At 42.5% G+C, this 19,415-nt stretch carries 13 protein-coding genes and 1 tRNA gene; 11 read left to right on the forward strand and 3 right to left on the reverse strand.

All coding sequences use genetic code 11. The features are described from left to right. Positions 1 to 28 precede the first annotated feature (28 nt). The 4 genes from WKU26_RS03260 (at position 29) to secDF (ending at position 5,852) form a co-directional block, all read left to right on the forward strand. Positions 29 to 703, forward strand: coding sequence for a rhomboid family intramembrane serine protease (locus WKU26_RS03260; RefSeq protein ID WP_340320898.1), 675 nt, complete (start codon positions 29 to 31; stop codon positions 701 to 703). Then, a complete protein-coding gene (locus WKU26_RS03265) occupies positions 678 to 1,571 on the forward strand; it encodes a rhomboid family intramembrane serine protease (protein ID WP_340320899.1) in 894 nt (297 codons plus the stop codon). Before WKU26_RS03260 ends, WKU26_RS03265 begins: the two co-directional genes overlap by 26 nt. Positions 1,572 to 1,586: 15 nt before the next feature. Further along, positions 1,587 to 2,624 (forward strand): endonuclease/exonuclease/phosphatase family protein, encoded by a 1,038-nt coding sequence (locus WKU26_RS03270; RefSeq protein ID WP_340320900.1) that lies wholly within the window; start codon positions 1,587 to 1,589, stop codon positions 2,622 to 2,624. Between the two features lie 255 nt (positions 2,625 to 2,879). Then, a complete protein-coding gene (secDF, locus tag WKU26_RS03275) occupies positions 2,880 to 5,852 on the forward strand; it encodes a protein translocase subunit SecDF (protein ID WP_340320901.1) in 2,973 nt (990 codons plus the stop codon). A gap of 159 nt (positions 5,853 to 6,011) precedes the next feature. Here secDF and WKU26_RS03280 read toward each other — a convergent pair whose 3' ends face one another. Further along, positions 6,012 to 6,965, reverse strand: coding sequence for an NAD-dependent epimerase/dehydratase family protein (locus WKU26_RS03280; protein ID WP_340320902.1), 954 nt, complete (start codon positions 6,963 to 6,965; stop codon positions 6,012 to 6,014). A 361-nt stretch (positions 6,966 to 7,326) separates the two neighbouring features. Between WKU26_RS03280 and kbl the strand changes: the two genes are divergently transcribed. Further along, complete coding sequence (gene kbl / locus WKU26_RS03285) at positions 7,327 to 8,514, forward strand: glycine C-acetyltransferase (RefSeq protein ID WP_178267360.1); 1,188 nt, start codon at positions 7,327 to 7,329, stop codon at positions 8,512 to 8,514. An 82-nt stretch (positions 8,515 to 8,596) separates the two neighbouring features. Here the strand turns inward: kbl and WKU26_RS03290 are convergent. Further along, a tRNA-Arg gene (locus tag WKU26_RS03290) sits at positions 8,597 to 8,668 on the reverse strand. Between the two features lie 161 nt (positions 8,669 to 8,829). Between WKU26_RS03290 and WKU26_RS03295 the strand changes: the two genes are divergently transcribed. Beyond that, positions 8,830 to 10,686, forward strand: a complete 1,857-nt coding sequence (locus WKU26_RS03295; RefSeq protein ID WP_340320903.1) for a 2-oxoacid:acceptor oxidoreductase subunit alpha — start codon at positions 8,830 to 8,832, stop codon at positions 10,684 to 10,686. A 73-nt stretch (positions 10,687 to 10,759) separates the two neighbouring features. Next, on the forward strand, positions 10,760 to 11,770 hold the full coding sequence (locus WKU26_RS03300; RefSeq protein ID WP_178267358.1) for a 2-oxoacid:ferredoxin oxidoreductase subunit beta: 1,011 nt from the start codon (positions 10,760 to 10,762) through the stop codon (positions 11,768 to 11,770). Between the two features lie 126 nt (positions 11,771 to 11,896). Here the strand turns inward: WKU26_RS03300 and upp are convergent, their stop codons facing one another. Next, complete coding sequence (upp, locus tag WKU26_RS03305; RefSeq protein WP_340320904.1) at positions 11,897 to 12,550, reverse strand: uracil phosphoribosyltransferase; 654 nt, start codon at positions 12,548 to 12,550, stop codon at positions 11,897 to 11,899. Between the two features lie 123 nt (positions 12,551 to 12,673). On the opposite strand from upp, the gene WKU26_RS03310 reads away from it, so the two are divergent. From WKU26_RS03310 to WKU26_RS03325, 4 genes are all read left to right on the forward strand, one after another. Further along, positions 12,674 to 14,278 (forward strand): hypothetical protein, encoded by a 1,605-nt coding sequence (locus WKU26_RS03310; RefSeq protein ID WP_340320905.1) that lies wholly within the window; start codon positions 12,674 to 12,676, stop codon positions 14,276 to 14,278. 404 nt (positions 14,279 to 14,682) lie between these two features. Then, entirely contained in the window at positions 14,683 to 15,372 is a 690-nt protein-coding gene (locus WKU26_RS03315) for a hypothetical protein (RefSeq protein WP_178267353.1), read from the forward strand. Between the two features lie 437 nt (positions 15,373 to 15,809). Further along, positions 15,810 to 17,414 carry a phosphoenolpyruvate carboxykinase (ATP) gene (pckA, locus tag WKU26_RS03320; RefSeq protein ID WP_340320906.1) on the forward strand — a complete coding sequence of 535 codons (1,605 nt, stop codon included), beginning with the start codon at positions 15,810 to 15,812 and terminating at the stop codon, positions 17,412 to 17,414. Positions 17,415 to 17,509: 95 nt separating this feature from the next. Then, entirely contained in the window at positions 17,510 to 19,399 is a 1,890-nt protein-coding gene (locus WKU26_RS03325; protein WP_340320907.1) for an alpha-L-fucosidase, read from the forward strand. Positions 19,400 to 19,415: the final 16 nt, after the last annotated feature.

Below are 19,415 nucleotides of genomic sequence, written 5' to 3' on the forward strand. Positions count from 1 at the left end.
TTTTGTGCAATTGATTAAAAAATACAATATGAATAATATTCCAGCAGTAACAAAAAATCTGTTAATTATCAATGCACTGTGCTTTTTCGGAGCTATTGTGGGAGAGCGCTATGGCATCAATGTCAATAATTGGTTAGGATTACACTTTTTCCTTGCTCCCGATTTTAATCCCGCACAGCTTATTACCTATATGTTTATGCACGCCAATTTTCAGCATATTTTCTTTAATATGTTTGCCGTGTGGATGTTCGGGCGTGTATTGGAGCAAGTATGGGGTCCCAAGCGCTTTTTGTTCTATTACATTCTTTGCGGAATAGGTGCAGGTTTGATACAAGAAGTTGTCCAGTATATTGAATACATCGTACAATTCTCACACTACGATGGAGTTAATACCGGTAGCGGAGTCATTCCGATGTCTGAATTCCTGAATCTTTGGAATACAGTAGGAGCATCAGGTGCAGTATATGCTATTCTATTGGCTTTCGGTATGCTTTTTCCAAACAGCCAGATGTTTGTTTTTCCGATACCAATGCCAATTAAAGCAAAGTATTTTGTAGTAGGATATGCGGTATTGGAACTTTTCCTTGGATTCTCAGGAGGCGACGGTGTTGCTCACTTCGCCCATTTGGGAGGAATGCTGTTCGGGTTGATACTTATTCTATATTGGAGGAAGAAAAATGGCAGCGGACGACTTTATTACTAATCTGAAAGAGAACTTCCGGCAGGGGAATATTGTGACCCGCCTGCTTTACATCAATGTGGGAGTTTTTCTGATCTGTTCTTTGGTCGGGATTATTCTGATGTTGTTTAAAGTCCCGTTCTCTCCCTGGATGAATGTACTGGAGCTTCCGGCTTGGTGGGAGAAGTTCATCCGTCAGCCCTGGTCACTGATTACCTATATGTTTATGCACGCCGATGTGCTGCATATCCTGTTCAATATGTTGTGGCTGTATTGGTTTGGAAAGTTATTCCTGAGTTTCTTTTCATCCAAACATTTGCGCGGCCTTTATCTGTTGGGAGGTATCTGTGGGGGAGTATTGTATATGATATCTTATCATATCTTCCCTTATTTTGAACATGCTCTTCCCACTTCTTATTTGTTGGGTGCTTCTGCTTCCGTATTAGCTATTGTTGTGGCGGTCGCTGTGAGAGAACCCAATTATCCTGTACAACTTCTACTTTTTGGAACAGTACGTTTGCGTACCATCGCACTGGTTATTATTTTACTCGACCTGATGCTCATTACTTCCGGAAATGCAGGAGGTCACATTTCACATCTTGGTGGAGCATTGGCAGGATGGTGGTTTGCAGCAGGACTTCGCAGAGGAACCGATGTAACCCGTTGGATTAATTATGTCATCGATTTCTGTATAGGCTGGAAGAAACCAGTTGTACGTAAGCCTAAAATGAAAGTATATTATGGCGACAAGCAGAAAGACTATGATTTCAATGCACGGAAAAAAGAGCGTGAAGCAGAAGTCGACCGTATCTTGGATAAACTGAGAAAGTCGGGCTATGGCAGTTTGAGCGAAGAAGAAAAAAAACGTTTGTTTGATGCCAGTAAAAAATAGCTTGTGAGTAAAAAGATGATATCTATAGGACGTATAATGCGTCTCTGTTTATTGGGAGGAAATATTCTTGTATCATTGGGCTTTTTGTGTTGTTCATACAGCCCTTATATTTCTCCGGCAGAACATGCCATTTGGGCTTGTTCCGGCTTGTTGTTTCCTTTTTTCTTTTTACTGAATTTTGCTTTTCTTCTTTTGTGGCTGATTGCCAGACGCTGGTTTGCAATGTTGCCTTTACTGACCTTGTTTGTCTGCTGGAATGCGACATGGACCTACTGTCCTATCAATAAACCCTTGGAATCCTCCAAAAGAACATTGAAACTTCTTACTTACAATGTCTTCAATTTTTCTGAAGGTAAAGATTCTATTCTGGCTTATCTGAATAAAAGTGAGGCTGATGTCATCTGTTTGCAAGAATGTACGCTTGATAAGCAGGTGAAGAAAGCTCTTTCTTCTTATCCTTACTACAAACATCTTGCATTGGCAGGAGAAAACGGAATTGCTTGTTTTTCCCGTTTCCCTATTTTGTCAGCCGAACGTATTTCTTATGAAAGCCTGAATAATGGAAGTATGCTTTATCGGCTGAAGGTAGAAAACGATACGTTGCTTGTTGTCAATAACCATCTTGAGTCTAATAAATTGAATAGCGAAGACAAGGAAATTTATAACCATTTGCTGAAGTCTCCAAATCAGCAAAATGTGGAAAAAGGAGGGAAACTGTTGCTCCACAAACTGGCAGATGCCGTAAAAATCAGAGCTGTACAGGCCGATTCGATAGCCGCTTTTATTTCCCGGAACAGTTCTCCTTTTATGCTGGTTTGCGGTGATTTCAACGATTCTCCCATTTCTTACGCCCATCGGGTAATCGGGCAGGGACTGCAAGATGCGTATGCCGAAGGAGGAAATGGCCTGGGTATTTCCTACAATCGTGATCATTTCTATTTTCGTATCGACCATATCTTTGCCGGAAGTGCATTCCGGGTATTACAATGCAAGGTAGACCGCAGTATAATTGCTTCCGACCATTATCCGGTATGGTGTATACTGGAGTATTGACAAAAACCTTGGTGTTCCCATTCTTCTGTTTATCTGTCCTTTATCTTTAAAATTTACGTCCTGTTGTTTTATAGGCTGTAGTTTGTGTTATTTTGCTTTTTCCAAGCCTTTAAATCTTGTCTTTTCATTCTTTTTTATTGTCTAATGTTTAAATATTTAGCATGCATTCCCTGTGTAAATGAAAAAAAAACTATATTTGCAACCTTGAATAAACGTATATTAATTAAAAAAGTAAATATCATAAATTAAAGTAACATGCAAAACAAAGGATTTGTAAAGGTTTTTGCGATATTACTGACCCTTGTCTGTGTGTTCTATCTTTCGTTTTCATTCGTGACCCGCTATCATATGAATAAAGCGGCAGAAGACCCGAAAGGTGCGGCACACTACCTTGATTCTATACAGAATGAAAAGGTTTGGCTGGGAAGTTATACGCTGAAACAGTGTCGTGAGATGGAAATCGGGTTGGGACTGGACCTGAAAGGCGGTATGAATGTGATTCTGGAAGTCTCTGTACCAGATGTTGTACGTGCATTGGCCGATCACAAGACCGACGAAACTTTCAACAAAGCAGTAGACGAAGCTGCTCGTCTTCAGGTAACAAGCCAGGATGATTTCATTACCTTGTTCGTAAGAGAGTATAAGAAACTGGCTCCCGAAGGTAGTCTGGCAGAACTGTTTGCTACTCAGCAGTTGAAAGACAGAATCACTACCCGTAGCAGCAATGCAGAAGTAGAAGCTGTATTGCGTGAAGAAGTGAAAGCTGCAGTAGACAACTCATATAATGTATTGCGTACACGTATCGACCGCTTTGGTGTGGCTCAGCCTAACATCCAGACTTTGGAAGGAAAGATGGGACGTATCATGGTGGAATTGCCGGGTATCAAAGAACCTGAACGTGTAAGAAAACTTTTGCAGGGTTCTGCTAATCTGGAATTCTGGGAAACTTATAAAGTAGGTGAACTGGGTTCTCTGCTGGCTTCAATCGACAGCCGTGCACGCGAAGTAATGAGCATGGATACTACAACAGTTGTTGCAGATTCTGCTGCTGCTCCTGTTGTATCGGCAAAAGATAGCCTGACAGCTGCATTGAAGGGTGAAACTGCCGATACTAATGTAGATATGGAGCGCATGAAAAAAGAACACCCGTTGTTTGCTGTTCTGAGTCCTAATCAGTATAAGGAAAGCTGTGTAGTAGGTTATGCCGACTATAAAGATACTGCAGCAGTAAACCGTATTCTGAACTTGGATGAAGTGAAGAGAGTAATGCCTCGCGATTTGAAACTGATGTGGGGTGTAGCTGCTTCCGACTTGGATAAAACTGGTCGTATCTTCGAACTTTATGCTATCCGTTCTACAGAACGTAACGGTCGTGCACCACTGGAAGGTGACGTAGTAGTAGACGCAAGCGATACATACGACGACTTCCACAAACCGGCTGTAAGCATGACAATGAACAACGACGGTGCACGTCGCTGGGCTACATTGACCAAGAAAAACATTCAGCGTGCCATCGCTATCGTATTGGATGGTTATGTATATAGTGCTCCGAATGTAATCAATGAAATCACAGGAGGACAGTCAAGCATCACCGGTAACTTCACTCCGGAACAGACTAAAGACTTGGCAAACGTATTGAAAACCGGTAAGATGCCGGCGCCTGCCCGTATCGTACAGGAAGACATCGTAGGTCCGTCTTTGGGTCAGGAATCTATTAATCAGGGTATCGTTTCATTCGTGGTAGCTCTCATCGTATTGATGATTTACATGTGTGCCATGTATGGATTTATCCCGGGTATGGTTGCAAACGGTGCTTTGTTTGTGAACTTCTTCTTCACATTGGGTATCTTGTCTTCATTCCAGGCAGCCTTGACAATGTCCGGTATTGCCGGTATGGTGTTGTCTTTGGGTATGGCAGTGGATGCGAACGTGTTGATTTACGAGCGTACAAAAGAAGAGTTGAAAGCAGGTAAAGGACCTAAACAAGCTTTGGCTGAAGGTTACGGAAACGCATTCTCTGCTATCTTCGACTCTAACTTGACTTCTATCCTGACAGGTATTATCCTGTTCAACTTCGGTACAGGTCCGATCCGTGGTTTCGCCACTACTTTGATTATCGGTATCCTCTGCTCATTCTTTACAGCTGTATTCCTGACTCGTCTGGTATACGAACACTATATGGCAAAAGACAAGTGGTTGAACTTTACGTTTACTACCAAATTGTCTAAGAATCTGATGCAGAACGTACATTATAACTTTATGGGTATTACCAAGCGTTCGTTCACTATCTGGGGCGTAATCATCTTGGTTTGTATCGTATCGTTCTTTGTACGCGGTTTGGCTCAGAGTATCGACTTTACCGGTGGACGTAACTTTGTCGTTCAGTTCGAACAGGTAGTACAGCCTGAAACTGTACGTAACTTGTTGCAGCCTAAAGTAGGCGATGCCAATGTACAGGCTATAGCATTGGGTACAGACGGAAAAACTGTCCGTGTAACTACCAACTACCGTATCGAAGAAGATTCTCCTACTATCGATGCTGAAATCGAAGAGTTCTTGTACAATGCTTTGAAAGAAGGCAACCTGTTGGGTGAAGGAACTACTCTCGAAATCTTTATCGACCGCGATAACCGTGCGGGTGGATCTATCATCAGCTCTCAGAAAGTAGGACCAAGTATTGCAGACGATATCAAGACTTCAGCTATCTGGTCGGTTATTCTGGCCTTGATTGTAATTGGTTTGTACATCCTGCTCCGTTTCCGCAACATTGCATATAGTGTGGGTGCAACTATCGCATTGGCTGTCGATACTATATTGATTATCGGTGCATACTCATTGTGCCACGGCTGGATGCCGTTCTCGTTGGAAATCGACCAGACTTTCATCGGTGCTATCCTGACAGCAATCGGTTACTCTATCAACGATAAGGTGGTTATCTTCGACCGTGTACGTGAATTCTTCCACTTGTATCCGAAACGTGACCGTGCAAAACTGTTCAACGATTCATTGAATACTACTTTGTGTCGTACTATCAATACTTCATTGAGTACTTTGATTGTATTGTTGAGCATCTTTATCTTGGGTGGCGACAGCATCCGCAGCTTCGCTTTCGCAATGATTCTGGGTGTAGTAATCGGTACATTGTCTTCTATGTTCGTTGCAGCTCCGGTAGCTTACCTTACTATGGGTAACAAAATGCCGGAAGGTACTAAAGAAGTAGAAGCATAAGCTTTCACTTAATATAAAAGAATAAGGCTCAATCGCTGGATTGAGCCTTATTCTTTTATGTGCAGGAGTATAAATCTCTCTTTTAATATAGAAACGAAGGAGGCAGAGTTTAGTTATCATTAAACCCTGCCTCCTTTAGTTTTTGGTTTTATCGTTTTCTTACAGATCTTTTCTTGCTCTTAGTTTTTCTATCATATCACGTGTCATGCCGTCCAGATCGTATTCCGGTTTCCAGTTCCATTCTTCACGTGCACAAGAATCATCCAGTGAATTTGGCCATGATTCGGCAATACCCTGACGCAAGCTGTCTACTTCGTAGTCCATACGGAATTCGGGGATATATTCCTGAATCTTGTGATAAATGGTGTCCGGTTCAAAGCTCATGGCTGCAATATTGAACGAGTTGCGGTGTACCAGTTTGGCAGGATCGGCTTCCATGATTTCGATGGCAGCACGCAGTGCATCCGGCATATACATCATATCCATGTAAGTACCTGCTGCAATAGGACATTTAAAACGTTCTCCCTTTATTGCAGAATAGTAGATATCTACTGCATAGTCGGTAGTACCTCCCCCCGGAGGAGTTACGTAAGAAATCAGTCCCGGGAAACGTACGGAACGTGTATCTACTCCGAAGCGGTTGAAATAATAGTCACTCAGCAATTCACCGGTTACCTTTGTTACACCATACATTGTTTTCGGGCGTTGCAGTGTATCCTGTGGAGTCTGGTCTTTGGGGGTACCAGGACCGAATGAACCGATAGAGCTTGGAGTAAAGACTGCACACTGTTTCTCACGTGCCACTTCCAACACATTGCACAATCCGCCTACTCCGATTTTCCAGGCCAACTGTGGTTTGGTTTCGGCTACGGCAGAGAGCAGTGCAGCCAGGTTGTAAATTGTATCAATGTTATACTGTGCTACAGTATCGGCTATTTGCTGTGCATTTGTAATGTCTACTACAGCAGACGGTCCGGATTCTTTCAGTTCGCCTTTTGGTTCTGCACCTGGAATATAGCCGGCCACTACATTTCCATTATAGATATGACGTAACTTCATGGTCAGCTCCGAACCAATCTGGCCGGTAGAGCCGATAATTAGAATATTTTTCATGTTGGGTAGGTTTTTGTTTTATTATACAAACTTACGGAAAAAAATTGTCTTTATGTCAGTCTGAGTCAAGAATTATACCTAAAACTTTAGGGTTACAGTGTAAATAAGATACTTCTTTGCGGAAGGAGTAATTGGGTATTGGTATTTTCAGCCGTCTCCTTGCAGTGAGACACTCATCCCACTGCAATGAGACGAGTGTCCCATTACAAGGAGACGACCGTCCCACTGCAATGAGACGCATTATGAATCGGGTATCGGCTGTGTTTTCCTTCCTTATCCCTTCCTTTTTCTTCCGGCAGAATGAGGATATTCGGGAAAAAAATCGGATATTTGCAATAATAGAACTTAAATTTGGACAGGTATGTATGGTAAATTTAAAGAGTTCCTTACGCAGGAACTGGCTGGCATAGAAGCAGCCGGATTGTATAAAAACGAACGTATTATTACGACTCCTCAGCGTGCTGACATAAAGGTGGGAAGCGGAAGTGATGTGCTGAACTTCTGTGCCAACAACTATCTGGGGCTGTCCGACAACAAACGCCTGATAGAAGCAGCCAAGCAGGCAATGGATACTCATGGATACGGTATGTCTTCCGTACGTTTTATCTGCGGAACACAAGACTTGCACAAACAGCTTGAAGCAGCTATTTCCGATTATTTCCACACCGAAGATACTATTCTGTATGCCGCTTGTTTCGATGCCAACGGTGGCTTGTTCGAACCGCTCTTTACAGAAGAAGATGCCATCATCTCCGATGCGTTGAATCACGCTTCTATTATCGACGGAGTACGTCTTTGCAAGGCAAAACGCTACCGTTATGCCAACGCTGATATGGCCGACCTGGAACGTTGTCTGCAAGAAGCTCAGGCACAGCGTCACCGCATTATTGCTACAGACGGTGTGTTCTCAATGGACGGTAACGTAGCTCCGATGGACAAGATTTGTGAACTGGCTGAGAAATACGATGCACTGGTTATGGTAGACGAATCACACTCGGCTGGTGTAGTAGGTCCGACCGGACATGGTGTAGCCGAACAGTTTGGTGTATACGACAAGGTAGATATCTTTACCGGTACACTGGGTAAGGCATTCGGTGGTGCGATGGGTGGTTTCACTACCGGTAAGAAAGAAATCATTGCTATGTTGCGTCAGCGTTCTCGTCCATACCTGTTCTCTAATTCAGTAGCTCCTGCCATTATCGGAGCAAGCCTTGAAATGTTCAAGATGCTGAAGGAAAGCAACGATTTGCATACTAAGCTGATGGACAACGTAACTTACTTCCGCGACAAGATGCTGGCTGCTGGTTTCGATATCAAACCAACTCAGAGTGCCATCTGTGCGGTGATGCTGTACGATGCTAAACTTTCTCAAGACTTTGCTGCACGCATGCAGGAAGAAGGCATTTACGTAACCGGTTTCTATTATCCGGTAGTGCCGAAAGGACAGGCACGTATCCGTGTACAGCTGTCTGCCGGACACGAACGTGCACACCTCGACAAGGCTATCGAAGCCTTTATCAAAGTGGGCAAGGAACTGAAAGTAATTTAATCGGTTTTTCCGGTAAAAATAGGAAAGTCCGGCAATGTCTGAATCATTGCCGGACTTTCCTGTTTTTGTTGGAACAAAAAGGTAGCCCCGAGGGGAATCGAACCCCTATCTAAAGTTTAGGAAACTTCTATTCTATCCGTTGAACTACAAGGCCATGTGTCTGCAAAGTTACTTTTTTTTATGGATATCCCAATAATTCTGTATAAAAAACTCTTATCTATCCATTTCTGTAAATAAGCGTTGATTTATTTTGATTTTAGCAAGAACTTTGCCATTTTTGCGTTTATCGAATTTGTGAACTTTAAATAATATATTATGGCAGAAGAAATGATTGTCAAAGAGTTGGAAGATGTCGTAGTACGTTTTTCCGGTGACTCGGGCGACGGTATGCAGTTGGCCGGAAATATGTTCTCCAATATATCGGCTACTGAGGGAAATGATATCAGTACATTCCCCGATTATCCGGCTGATATTCGCGCACCGCAAGGAACACTGACCGGTGTATCGGGCTTTCAGGTACACATTGGCTCCGACAAAGTCTATACTCCGGGAGATAAATGCGATGTGCTGGTAGCGATGAATCCGGCTGCTTTGAAAACACAATATAAATTCTGTAAACCGCAGGCGGTAATCATCATCGATTCCGACTCGTTTACACCCCGTGATCTTGAAAAGGCAAAATTCACACTGGAAAATCCTTTCTCCGAACTGGGTATTAAAAATGAAGTGGTAGAAGCAGCTATTACTACCATGTGCAAGGAGAGTCTGAAAGACAGCGGACTGGACAATAAAACCATCATGCGAACCAAGAATATGTTCGCATTGGGGCTGGTGTGCTGGCTGTTCCATCGTGATATCAAAGTAGGCGAGAAGTTGTTGCGCGAGAAATTTGCCAAGAAGCCCGAGATTGCAGAAGCCAATATCAAGGTGCTTTATGACGGCTATCACTTTGGTGAAAATACGCACGCTTCCGTATCGACAAGTTATACGGTGCCTTCTAAAAAACAGAAGGAAAAAGGCCGGTATATGGATATCAACGGAAACAAGGCTACGGCTTATGGCTTGATGGCTGCGGCGGAAAAGGCCGGATTGCAGTTGTATCTGGGTTCTTACCCCATTACTCCGGCTACCGATATCTTGCATGAGCTGGCAAAACATAAATCGCTGGGCGTAAAGACTGTGCAATGTGAAGATGAGATTGCAGGCTGTGCATCGGCTGTAGGAGCTGCTTTTGCAGGAGCTTTGGCGGTTACTACAACTTCCGGTCCGGGTATCTGTCTGAAAAGTGAGGCAATGAATCTGGCCGTGATTACCGAATTACCTTTGGTGATTGTGGATGTGCAGCGTGGCGGACCGTCTACCGGACTTCCTACCAAATCGGAGCAGACCGACTTGTTGCAGGTATTGTATGGACGAAACGGAGAAAGTCCGATGCCGGTGATTGCAGCTACTTCGCCGACCAATTGCTTCGACTCGGCTTATATGGCTTGTAAAATTGCATTGGAATACATGACTCCGGTTGTGCTGCTTACAGACGCATACATTGCCAACGGTTCTGCGGCATGGCGTTTGCCCGACTTGAAAGAGTATCCGTCTATTGTTCCTCCTTATGTGAAGCCCGAAATGGCTGGATCGTGGACTCCTTTCCAGCGTGCTGAAAATGGAGTACGTTATTGGGCAACACCGGGTATGGAAGGCTTTATGCATCGTATTGGCGGGCTGGAAAAGAGCAATGAAAACGGAGCTATCTCTACCGAGCCCGAAAACCATCATCTTATGACACAGCTTCGTGCACAGAAGGTGGAACGGATTGCAGATATTATTCCCGACCTGAAGGTGGAAGGAGAGGAAGACGCAGATTTGCTGATTGTGGGCTTTGGCGGTACATACGGACATTTGCATTCGGCTATGGATACATTGAACCGCAGTGGATACAAAGTGGCGTTGGCTCACTTCCAGTTTATCAATCCGCTTCCCCGCAATACGGAAGAAGTATTGCGTCGCTACAAGAAGATTGTAGTAGCCGAGCAGAATATGGGACAACTGGCCGGCTATCTGCGTATGAAGATAGAAGGTATCCGTCTGCATCAGTTCAATCAGGTAAAAGGCCAGCCTTTTGTGGTACAGGAACTGGTAGAGGCTTTTACGGAATTAATAAAGAATGAAGAATGATACAAAAGATATGTCATCTTTATTCTTCATTTTTCATTCAGCATTCATCATTCTTAATTCTTAATTTGCAAGTATGAGCGAACAAAAATATACAGCAGCCGATTATAAAGCCGGACAGCCTCGCTGGTGTCCGGGATGTGGCGACCATGCCTTCCTGAATTCTTTTCATAAGGCATTGGCTGAGTTAGGGATTCCTCCTCATGAAATAGCGGTAATTTCGGGAATTGGCTGTTCTTCCCGTCTTCCTTACTATATGAATACGTATGGCATGCATACCATTCACGGGCGTGCGGCAGCCATTGCTACCGGTGCCAAGGTGGCCAATCCGAATCTTACCATCTGGCAGATTTCGGGAGATGGCGACGGACTGGCTATCGGAGGTAATCATTTTATTCATGCCATCCGGCGTAATGTAGACCTGAATATGATTCTGTTGAACAATCGTATTTATGGTTTGACTAAAGGACAGTATTCACCGACTTCGGCACGTGGATTTGTCAGCAAGTCATCGCCTTACGGAACAGTAGAAGATCCTTTCCGTCCGGCTGAATTGTGCTTTGGAGCACGCGGACGTTTCTTTGCCCGTTGTGTGGCGGTGGATATGGCTCCCTCTGTGGAGGTACTGAAAGCGGCAGCCCGTCATAAAGGGGCTTCTGTGGTGGAAGTACTTCAGAATTGTGTGATATTTAACGACGGAACGCACAATGCGGTGGCAAAGAAGGAAGACCGTGAGCGGAACGCTATTTACCTGGAACATGGAAAACCGATGTTGTTTGGTCCGAATAAGGAATTTGGACTGATGCAGGAAGGTTTCGGACTGAAGGTTGTGAAGCTGGGAGAAAACGGAATCACGGAGAAAGACATTCTTGTACACGATGCACATTGCGAAGACCATACGTTGCAATTGAAACTGGCACTGATGGAAGGGCCGGATTTCCCGATAGCTCTGGGTGTAATTCGCGATGTGGAAGCTCCTACTTACGAAGAAGCGGTAGAAGCACAGATTGAAGAGGTGGCAGCCAAGAAGAAGTATCATACCTTTGCCGAGCTGCTGGATACGAATGATACTTGGGAAATAAAGTAGTCTTTCCAGACCATTGTTTTTCTATAGGCAATAATAAGTGCCGGTAGGGTAAGAATAAACCGTACAGGTTTGAAATAAGAAAGCGTATCAGTCTTTTGAGGAAAGAAAGGCTGATACGCTTCTTTTTTATTCTTTTTCTCCGTAGCAAAGGTCTCCGGCATCACCCAGTCCCGGTACAATGTACGAGTGAGCGTTCAATTCCGGATCGACTGCTGCACACCAGATGGTCGTTTTGTCGGCTGGGAAAGTCTTTTTTACATGTTCTACTGCCTGACGGCTTGCGATAATTGAAGCCACGTGGATGTGTGCCGGCTCTCCCTTGGTAAGCAGTGCCTTATAAGCCAGTTCCATTGAACCGCCTGTAGCCAGCATAGGGTCGGTAATAATCAGTGTTTTTCCGTCAAGACGAGGAGAGGCGATGTATTCGATATGAATGTCGAAATGGTCTTCGTTGATATATTTGCGGAATGCCGAAACAAAGGCATTCTCTGCCTGGTCGAAATAGTTGATGAATCCCTGATGTAGTGGTAAGCCGGCACGCAGGATAGTAGCCACTACAGGCTGGATAGCAGGTACGTTTTCGGTAGCCAGGGCAAGCGGAGTCTGTATCTCCATCGGCTGGTAAGGAAGATCACGGCTGATTTCATATGCCATGATTTCTCCTATTCGCTCAATGTTGCGGCGGAAGCGCAGGCTGTCTTTTTGTATATGTATGTCTCGGATCTCTGCCAGATAGCGGTTTAGAATAGTGTTGCTTTGGTTTAGTTCTACAATTTTCATGTCTTGTTTCTTTTATAAGTTGATTGCTACATATTTATGCCGCAAATATACAGAGTTTTTTTGTTTCTTTTTTATGGGAATTTCTTATATTTGAAGAATACAGGGGATTTATCCGGATAAGATATGAGAGTAAGTAGAATTGCGATATATGCATTGTTGCTGCTGGTACTGGTGGCAGGAATCGGCAGTTGGCAATATAGACAAAAATATATCTATCGTCAGCTGGAGAAGATAGAGGAACTGTTGCAACATCAGGCTGACAGTGCCTGGCATGTTTTGACGCAAATGGAGCATACAGACAGGCTGTATGGGAGAAATCGTGCGCTCTATTCTTTGCTCTATACACAGGCTTGTTATAAAAACTATATACCGGTGGAGGGAGATTCACTGATTCGTTTTGCCGTGGAATATTATAGCGATACTGCTGACTCGCTACGCAAATCGAAAAGCTGTTTCTATATGGCACAGGTCTGTCGTGACCGTTACGACCGCCATCGTGCATTGGACTATTTTCAGAAAGCCGGCAGTGCTGCCAAAGGATGCAGTGAGTATAAATTTCTGAGTCTGTTGTATTACCACTGGGGATGTTTGTTACAGGATGAGAAGCCGTATACATTGGCTTTGAATAAAATGGAATTATCTTGTCAATATGCTGTACAGAATAGGGATACGGCGATGATAATTAGTGTTTTGGGTGAAATGGGTTGGGGCTATCTTTCTAATGGTGATTATCAGTTGGCTTCTGAAAAACTGGAGAAAGCTATTAGTTATGCGGAAAATATAGGAGGTAAACAATTAGGCTGGTTAAACCACTGTTATTCCGTTCTTTGCTGGAAGATTCATAAATATGAAAAAGCATTGGAACTGGCTGATAGAAGTCTTGCTTTTTGGAAAGATTCTGTTTTTAGGAAAACGGTGTTTGCATTGAAGGGAGATATTTATTTGGATTTGCAGCAAGTGGATTCGGCTCGGTTGTATATAGAGAAAGGTAGGAATGATGCTGATTTCAGAAAGAAAGCAGCTTATGCTTTGTCGATGTGCGAACTTGAAAAGCGTTTGGGACATTATGAGGATGCGTTACGATTTCATGAGTTGTATGCTTGTAGTGTAGATTCCTTGATGAAAAAGGAAGAAACTAACCGTTTAGGGGAATTGCAGCAAAAGTATGACTACTCCTTGATGCAGAATGAAAATGGCAGACTGAAAGCGAAAGAGCAACGTATGAAAATATTGGTATTGGTAGTAGCTTTAGTAGCGATTGCTTTATTGTTCGTATTTTATGGTATATACAACAGGTATAAACAAAAGAAAGAGTACGAGTTACAGAGAAACAAACAGGAAATACTGGAGAAAGAAGCTGTTTGGAAGGAACGCTTTTTCCATATGAATGAGGTAATAAGGCATATTGAGAATATTTGTGAATTACCTGCTCTTCAGAAAGACAAGAAAGCAAGCCAAATTAGACTTTCAGCAATGGAGATTGAACAGTTCCTTTCGGCTGTCAATGCCTGTTACAATCAATTTGCTTACCGTTTGCAGAAAGAATACCCAGTTTTGAGCAAGACTGATGTATGTATATGCTGTCTTTTAAAAGTTGGAATAAGAAATCAGGATATTTGTTATCTCTTAGGCCTAATGGATGAGGCTTTCAAGAAAAGGAAATATCGTATCAAACACGATAAACTGAAGTTGGATATAGCGTTGGAGGATTTCTTGAAGAGTTACTGAGGAAGACAGTTATAAGGATGCCAGGAGATAATCTTGATTGCTGCTGTTTTGTAGAAGTTCGTGGGACCTTTTGTCCACGAACTTTTTTAATTTATTTCTATAACTGTTTGTGTATTAGAATGGAACAGGAATTGGTGATGTGTATTTGTCCCCCTTTTGTCCTCTAGAAAAAGAATGGAATTATGTAAGTTTGCATTGAATCTAAAAACAAAAGGCTATGAAAAAATACATCTTGTTAAGTGGATTTGTTTTGTGTTTTCTATCCTTAATGGCAGAAGACATCACATTATTTGTATTGTCTTGAATGTTGTAAAGAGTTTTGGTGAAATCAATTGAAACAGATGAAATGCTTTGCTATACTTAGTAAATGATTAAAGTAAAAAATGGTTTAAAAAGGCGATTTTATGAAGAAATTATTTATGTTGTTTATTTTGCTGCTTGTGGGAACAGTTGTGAAAGGGCAGGAGAGTTTGGAAAATGAGAGTAAAGAGTTTCCTTCCAAAGGAAAAAAAGAAAGGAAAGAAATGTTGGAAATGTCCCTTGCTACCGGATATAACTGGTTGCTTAATTCTAACCTTTCTCCCTATGGGCAGCATTACCGTGGTAATTATAAAGGGGGAATTATAGGCGCTATAGATGCATTTTATTGTTTCGACAAGTGGAAAGTGGGTGTTTTGTTTTCTACTTTTTCCACTTCCGGAAATTATGGGGTAGAAGGTCGTATGGTATCGGAAGATATTCAAGTGAACTATATAGCTCCACAGTATAAAACAAGCACAAGGTTTGCCAAGCGTTGGGTAATGTCTGGAAGCATTGGGGTAGGTTATTTATGGTATAGCAATGACGGATGGTTGGACAATACGGGGTATAAGGTATCGGCTCATGCTTTGGGCATAAACAGCTATTTTGAAATATCCTGCCGCTTGCTTTCTCATATGGATGTGTTTGTAGGTACTTCTTACTGGGGAGCATCCAAAATAAAGAAATTTAAGGTAGAAGCTCAAGGAGAGAAGAAAACAGTAGACTTGGACGACCCTTATCGCTTGAAGTTTATTACGGCTGGATTGCTATATGGAATACGCGTAGTGTTTTAGCTTTATATGGCGGGCGAAGAGCAACTTGTAATGTAATTGAAATTTTATACCGTATATGAAAGGGTTGACAAAAGAAAGTTATAAAAACAGTATCCGGGATTTCTGTTTGCTTTTGGGGTGTTATGGATTGGTGTATGGAGTAATCAGTATGTCCGGATGAAAAGAAAAGGAAAAGACCTGTGAAAAAATGGGAAAACCATGATACGATGATTGGAATGATTTCATAGTTGCTATGTGGAAATGGCAGATTTGTTACACAAGTATAAATCTTTCAGTATTACGGAATTTTTTCTGTAATAACTTCTTTGTTTGAAAGAAAACTACTATTTTTGTAGCGCCTTAGACAAGGAGATGATGAAAAGACACTCTCTTAGTCAAAGACTTGAAAAGTAAAAACTAAACATTTGATATAATAACCAAATTAATCATTTGAAACAATGGCAAATTTAGATCTTACCAAATACGGTATCACTGGTACCGTAGAAATCGTACACAATCCTTCATACGAAGTATTGTTTGCTGAAGAAACAAAAGCAGGTTTGGAAGGCTTTGAAAAAGGTCAGGAAACTGAACTGGGTGCAGTAAACGTAATGACTGGTATCTACACTGGTCGTTCTCCTAAAGATAAATTCTTGGTAAAAGACGCTACAAGTGAAAACACTGTATGGTGGACTTCTGAAGAATATAAAAACGACAACAAGCCTGTTACTACAGAAGCTTGGAACGTATTGAAAGACTTGGCTGCTAAAGAATTGTCAAACAAGAAATTGTTCGTTGTTGACGGTTACTGCGGTGCTAACGAAGCTACTCGTTTGAAAGTTCGTTTCATCATGGAAGTTGCATGGCAGGCTCACTTCGTAACTAACATGTTCATCCGTCCTTCTAAAGAAGAATTGGAAAACTTCGAACCTGACTTCATCGTTTACAACGCTTCTAAAGCTAAAGTTGAAAACTACCAGGAATTGGGTCTGAACTCAGAAACTGCAGTTGTATTCAACTTGACTACTAAAGAACAGGTTATCCTGAATACTTGGTACGGTGGTGAAATGAAGAAAGGTATGTTCTCTATGATGAACTACTTCAACCCGTTGCGTGGTATCGCTTCTATGCACTGCTCTGCTAACACTAACATGGACGAAACTGAATCAGCTATCTTCTTCGGTTTGTCTGGTACAGGTAAAACTACCTTGTCTACAGACCCGAAACGTAAGTTGATCGGTGACGACGAACACGGATGGGATAACGAAGGTGTATTCAACTACGAAGGTGGTTGCTACGCTAAGGTTATCAACTTGGATAAAGAATCTGAACCAGATATCTACAACGCTATCAAACGTGACGCTTTGTTGGAAAACGTTACTGTTGACGCTGAAGGTAAAATCAACTTCGCTGATAAGAGCGTAACAGAAAACACTCGTGTTTCTTATCCTATCCACCACATTGAAAACATCGTTAAACCGGTGTCTAAGGGTCCTCACGCAAAACAAGTTATCTTCTTGTCTGCTGACGCATTCGGTGTATTGCCTCCTGTATCTATCCTGAACCCTGAACAGGCTCAGTACTACTTCTTGTCAGGATTTACTGCTAAGTTGGCTGGTACAGAACGTGGTATCACTGAACCGACTCCGACATTCTCTGCTTGCTTCGGTGCTGCTTTCTTGTCATTGCACCCAACTAAATATGCAGAAGAATTGGTTAAGAAGATGGAAATGACTGGTGCTAAAGCATACTTGGTGAACACTGGTTGGAATGGTACTGGAAAACGTATCTCTATCAAAGATACTCGTGGTATCATCGATGCTATCTTGGACGGTTCTATCGAAAAAGCTCCTACTAAGACTATTCCTTACTTCGACTTCGTTGTTCCAACAGAATTGCCGGGTGTTGATCCTAAGATCTTGGATCCTCGCGATACTTACGAATGCGCTTGCCAGTGGGAAGAAAAAGCTAAAGACTTGGCTGCTCGCTTCATCAAGAACTTCTCTAAGTTCACTGGTAACGAAGCTGGTAAAGCATTGGTTGCTGCTGGTCCGAAATTGTAATTTGAATTTGCAATATCGTTATATGAAAAGCGGTTCTCTTTTGGGGAACCGCTTTTTTATTTTATTTTTGTGATGAATTTAAATCTATCAATATCATGAAATTATTAACTCTATCAGTGGCGTTGTCGGCTACATCTCTTTTGTTTTCTTGTGCTTCCAAGCATGTAGAAGCTCCACAACCTGTCTATCCGATACCGGAGGCAAAGCAGGTGGAATGGCAGAAAATGGAAACCTATGCGTTTATTCATTTTGGCTTGAATACATTTAATGACCGTGAGTGGGGATATGGGGATACTGATCCGAAAGTATTTAATCCGAAGAATCTGGATTGTGAACAATGGGCACAAACACTTGTAAAAGCAGGTATGAAAGGGGTTATCCTGACTGCGAAACATCACGACGGATTCTGTTTGTGGCCTTTCGAAGGAACAGAATATAGTGTGAAGAACTCTCCATGGAAAGACGGTAAGGGAAATGTAGTGAAAGAACTGGCAGAGGCTTGTAGAAAGTATGGATTGAAATTTGCCGTTTATTTGTCACCTTGGGACAGACATCAAGCTAACTATGGTACACCGGAATACTTACCTTATTTCTATGCGCAGCTTCGTGATTTGCTGACTAATTATGGGGATGTGTTCGAAGTATGGTTTGATGGTGCAAATGGTGGAGACGGATGGTATGGTGGTGCCAAGGATATGCGTACTATCGATCGTAAGAATTACTATAATTATCCTAAGATTTATGAGATGCTGGATAGCATCCAGCCACAAGCTATTGTGTTCTCTGATGCTGGACCTGGTTGCCGTTGGGTAGGTAATGAAAAAGGGTTTGCCGGTGCTACCAATTGGTCGTTCTTACGCAAGGGAGAAGTGTATCCGGGTTATCCCAGATATTATGAGTTGCAATACGGACATGAGGATGGTAACCAGTGGGTAGCTGCCGAATGTGACGTATCTATCCGTCCGGGATGGTTCTATCATCCGGAAGAAGATAGTCTGGTGAAGACTCCGGAACAGCTTGTAGACCTTTATTATCGTAGTGTAGGTCATAATGCCACTTTGCTTTTGAATTTCCCGGTAGACCGGAACGGACTGATTCATCCGATTGACTCTGCCAATGCAGTGAAGTTCCATGAAATGATTCTTCAGGAGCTGAAGACTAACCTGGTAGCTGGTATGACACCGAAGGTTTCTAACGAACGTGGAGGTGATTTTGTAGCTTCTGCACTGACTGATGATAACTTTGATACTTATTGGGCCACAGAAGATAGCGTAACAACTGCCGATATCGAATTTACCTTCCCGAAAGCTCAGCGTATGAACCGTATGCTGTTGCAGGAATATATTCCACTCGGACAGCGTGTAAAATCGTTTGTGGTAGAATATAAGGATGGTGATCAGTGGTTGCCTGTGCGAATGAATGAGGAAACAACTACTATCGGCTACAAACGTTTGCTTCGTTTTGAATCAGTAAATTCAACAGCTATTCGTATTCGTATTACCGAAGCACGTGGTCCTTTGTGTCTGAGCAGTATTGGTGTGTACGATGCAGGTGAAAAAGCTGATGAAGGAGTAGCTGCAACAACAAGAAAAGTCGAAAGCTTGCCATTTACATTGGTAGGAGTTAATGAAGAAGAAGCTGCTAAGGCATCGGATAAAGATGATAAGACAGTTTGTATGGTGAAAGGCGATAAGATTCTGATTGATTTGGGAAGTGAACAGATGATTTCTTCTTTCCACTATCTGCCTAACCAAAATAGAGTAGAAGGCGGTATGGCATTGACATACGAACTACGTGTGGGCAATGAACCGACTGCTGTGAACAAACTGGTGAAGAGTGGAGAATTCTCGAATATCATTAATAATCCGATTCTTCAGTCTGTATACTTTACTCCGGTGAAAGCGCGTTATATCGAATTCCGTGCTCCTCGTGTTCAGGGCGCAGAAAAGGTATTGGGCATTGCCGAAGTCGGTGTATGCAAATAGCAAGAAACTCGGTACA

Origin of the sequence: Phocaeicola sp. HCN-40430 (genome assembly GCF_037890285.1) — a bacterium.
Lineage (GTDB): Bacteria > Bacteroidota > Bacteroidia > Bacteroidales > Bacteroidaceae > Phocaeicola > Phocaeicola acetigenes.

What these genes read in the sequence shown, in the direction of transcription:
- secDF (WP_340320901.1), top strand. Translation starts at nt 2,880, where the DNA reads ATGCAAAACAAAGGATTTGTAAAGGTTTTTGCGATATTACTGACCCTT.
- WKU26_RS03310 (WP_340320905.1), top strand. Translation starts at nt 12,674, where the DNA reads ATGAGAGTAAGTAGAATTGCGATATATGCATTGTTGCTGCTGGTACTG.
- WKU26_RS03270 (WP_340320900.1), top strand. Translation starts at nt 1,587, where the DNA reads ATGATATCTATAGGACGTATAATGCGTCTCTGTTTATTGGGAGGAAAT.
- WKU26_RS03315 (WP_178267353.1), top strand. Translation starts at nt 14,683, where the DNA reads ATGAAGAAATTATTTATGTTGTTTATTTTGCTGCTTGTGGGAACAGTT.
- WKU26_RS03260 (WP_340320898.1), top strand. Translation starts at nt 29, where the DNA reads ATGAATAATATTCCAGCAGTAACAAAAAATCTGTTAATTATCAATGCA.
- WKU26_RS03295 (WP_340320903.1), top strand. Translation starts at nt 8,830, where the DNA reads ATGGCAGAAGAAATGATTGTCAAAGAGTTGGAAGATGTCGTAGTACGT.
- WKU26_RS03300 (WP_178267358.1), top strand. Translation starts at nt 10,760, where the DNA reads ATGAGCGAACAAAAATATACAGCAGCCGATTATAAAGCCGGACAGCCT.
- kbl (WP_178267360.1), top strand. Translation starts at nt 7,327, where the DNA reads ATGTATGGTAAATTTAAAGAGTTCCTTACGCAGGAACTGGCTGGCATA.
- WKU26_RS03280 (WP_340320902.1), bottom strand. Translation starts at nt 6,965, where the DNA reads ATGAAAAATATTCTAATTATCGGCTCTACCGGCCAGATTGGTTCGGAG.
- WKU26_RS03265 (WP_340320899.1), top strand. Translation starts at nt 678, where the DNA reads ATGGCAGCGGACGACTTTATTACTAATCTGAAAGAGAACTTCCGGCAG.
- WKU26_RS03325 (WP_340320907.1), top strand. Translation starts at nt 17,510, where the DNA reads ATGAAATTATTAACTCTATCAGTGGCGTTGTCGGCTACATCTCTTTTG.
- pckA (WP_340320906.1), top strand. Translation starts at nt 15,810, where the DNA reads ATGGCAAATTTAGATCTTACCAAATACGGTATCACTGGTACCGTAGAA.
- upp (WP_340320904.1), bottom strand. Translation starts at nt 12,550, where the DNA reads ATGAAAATTGTAGAACTAAACCAAAGCAACACTATTCTAAACCGCTAT.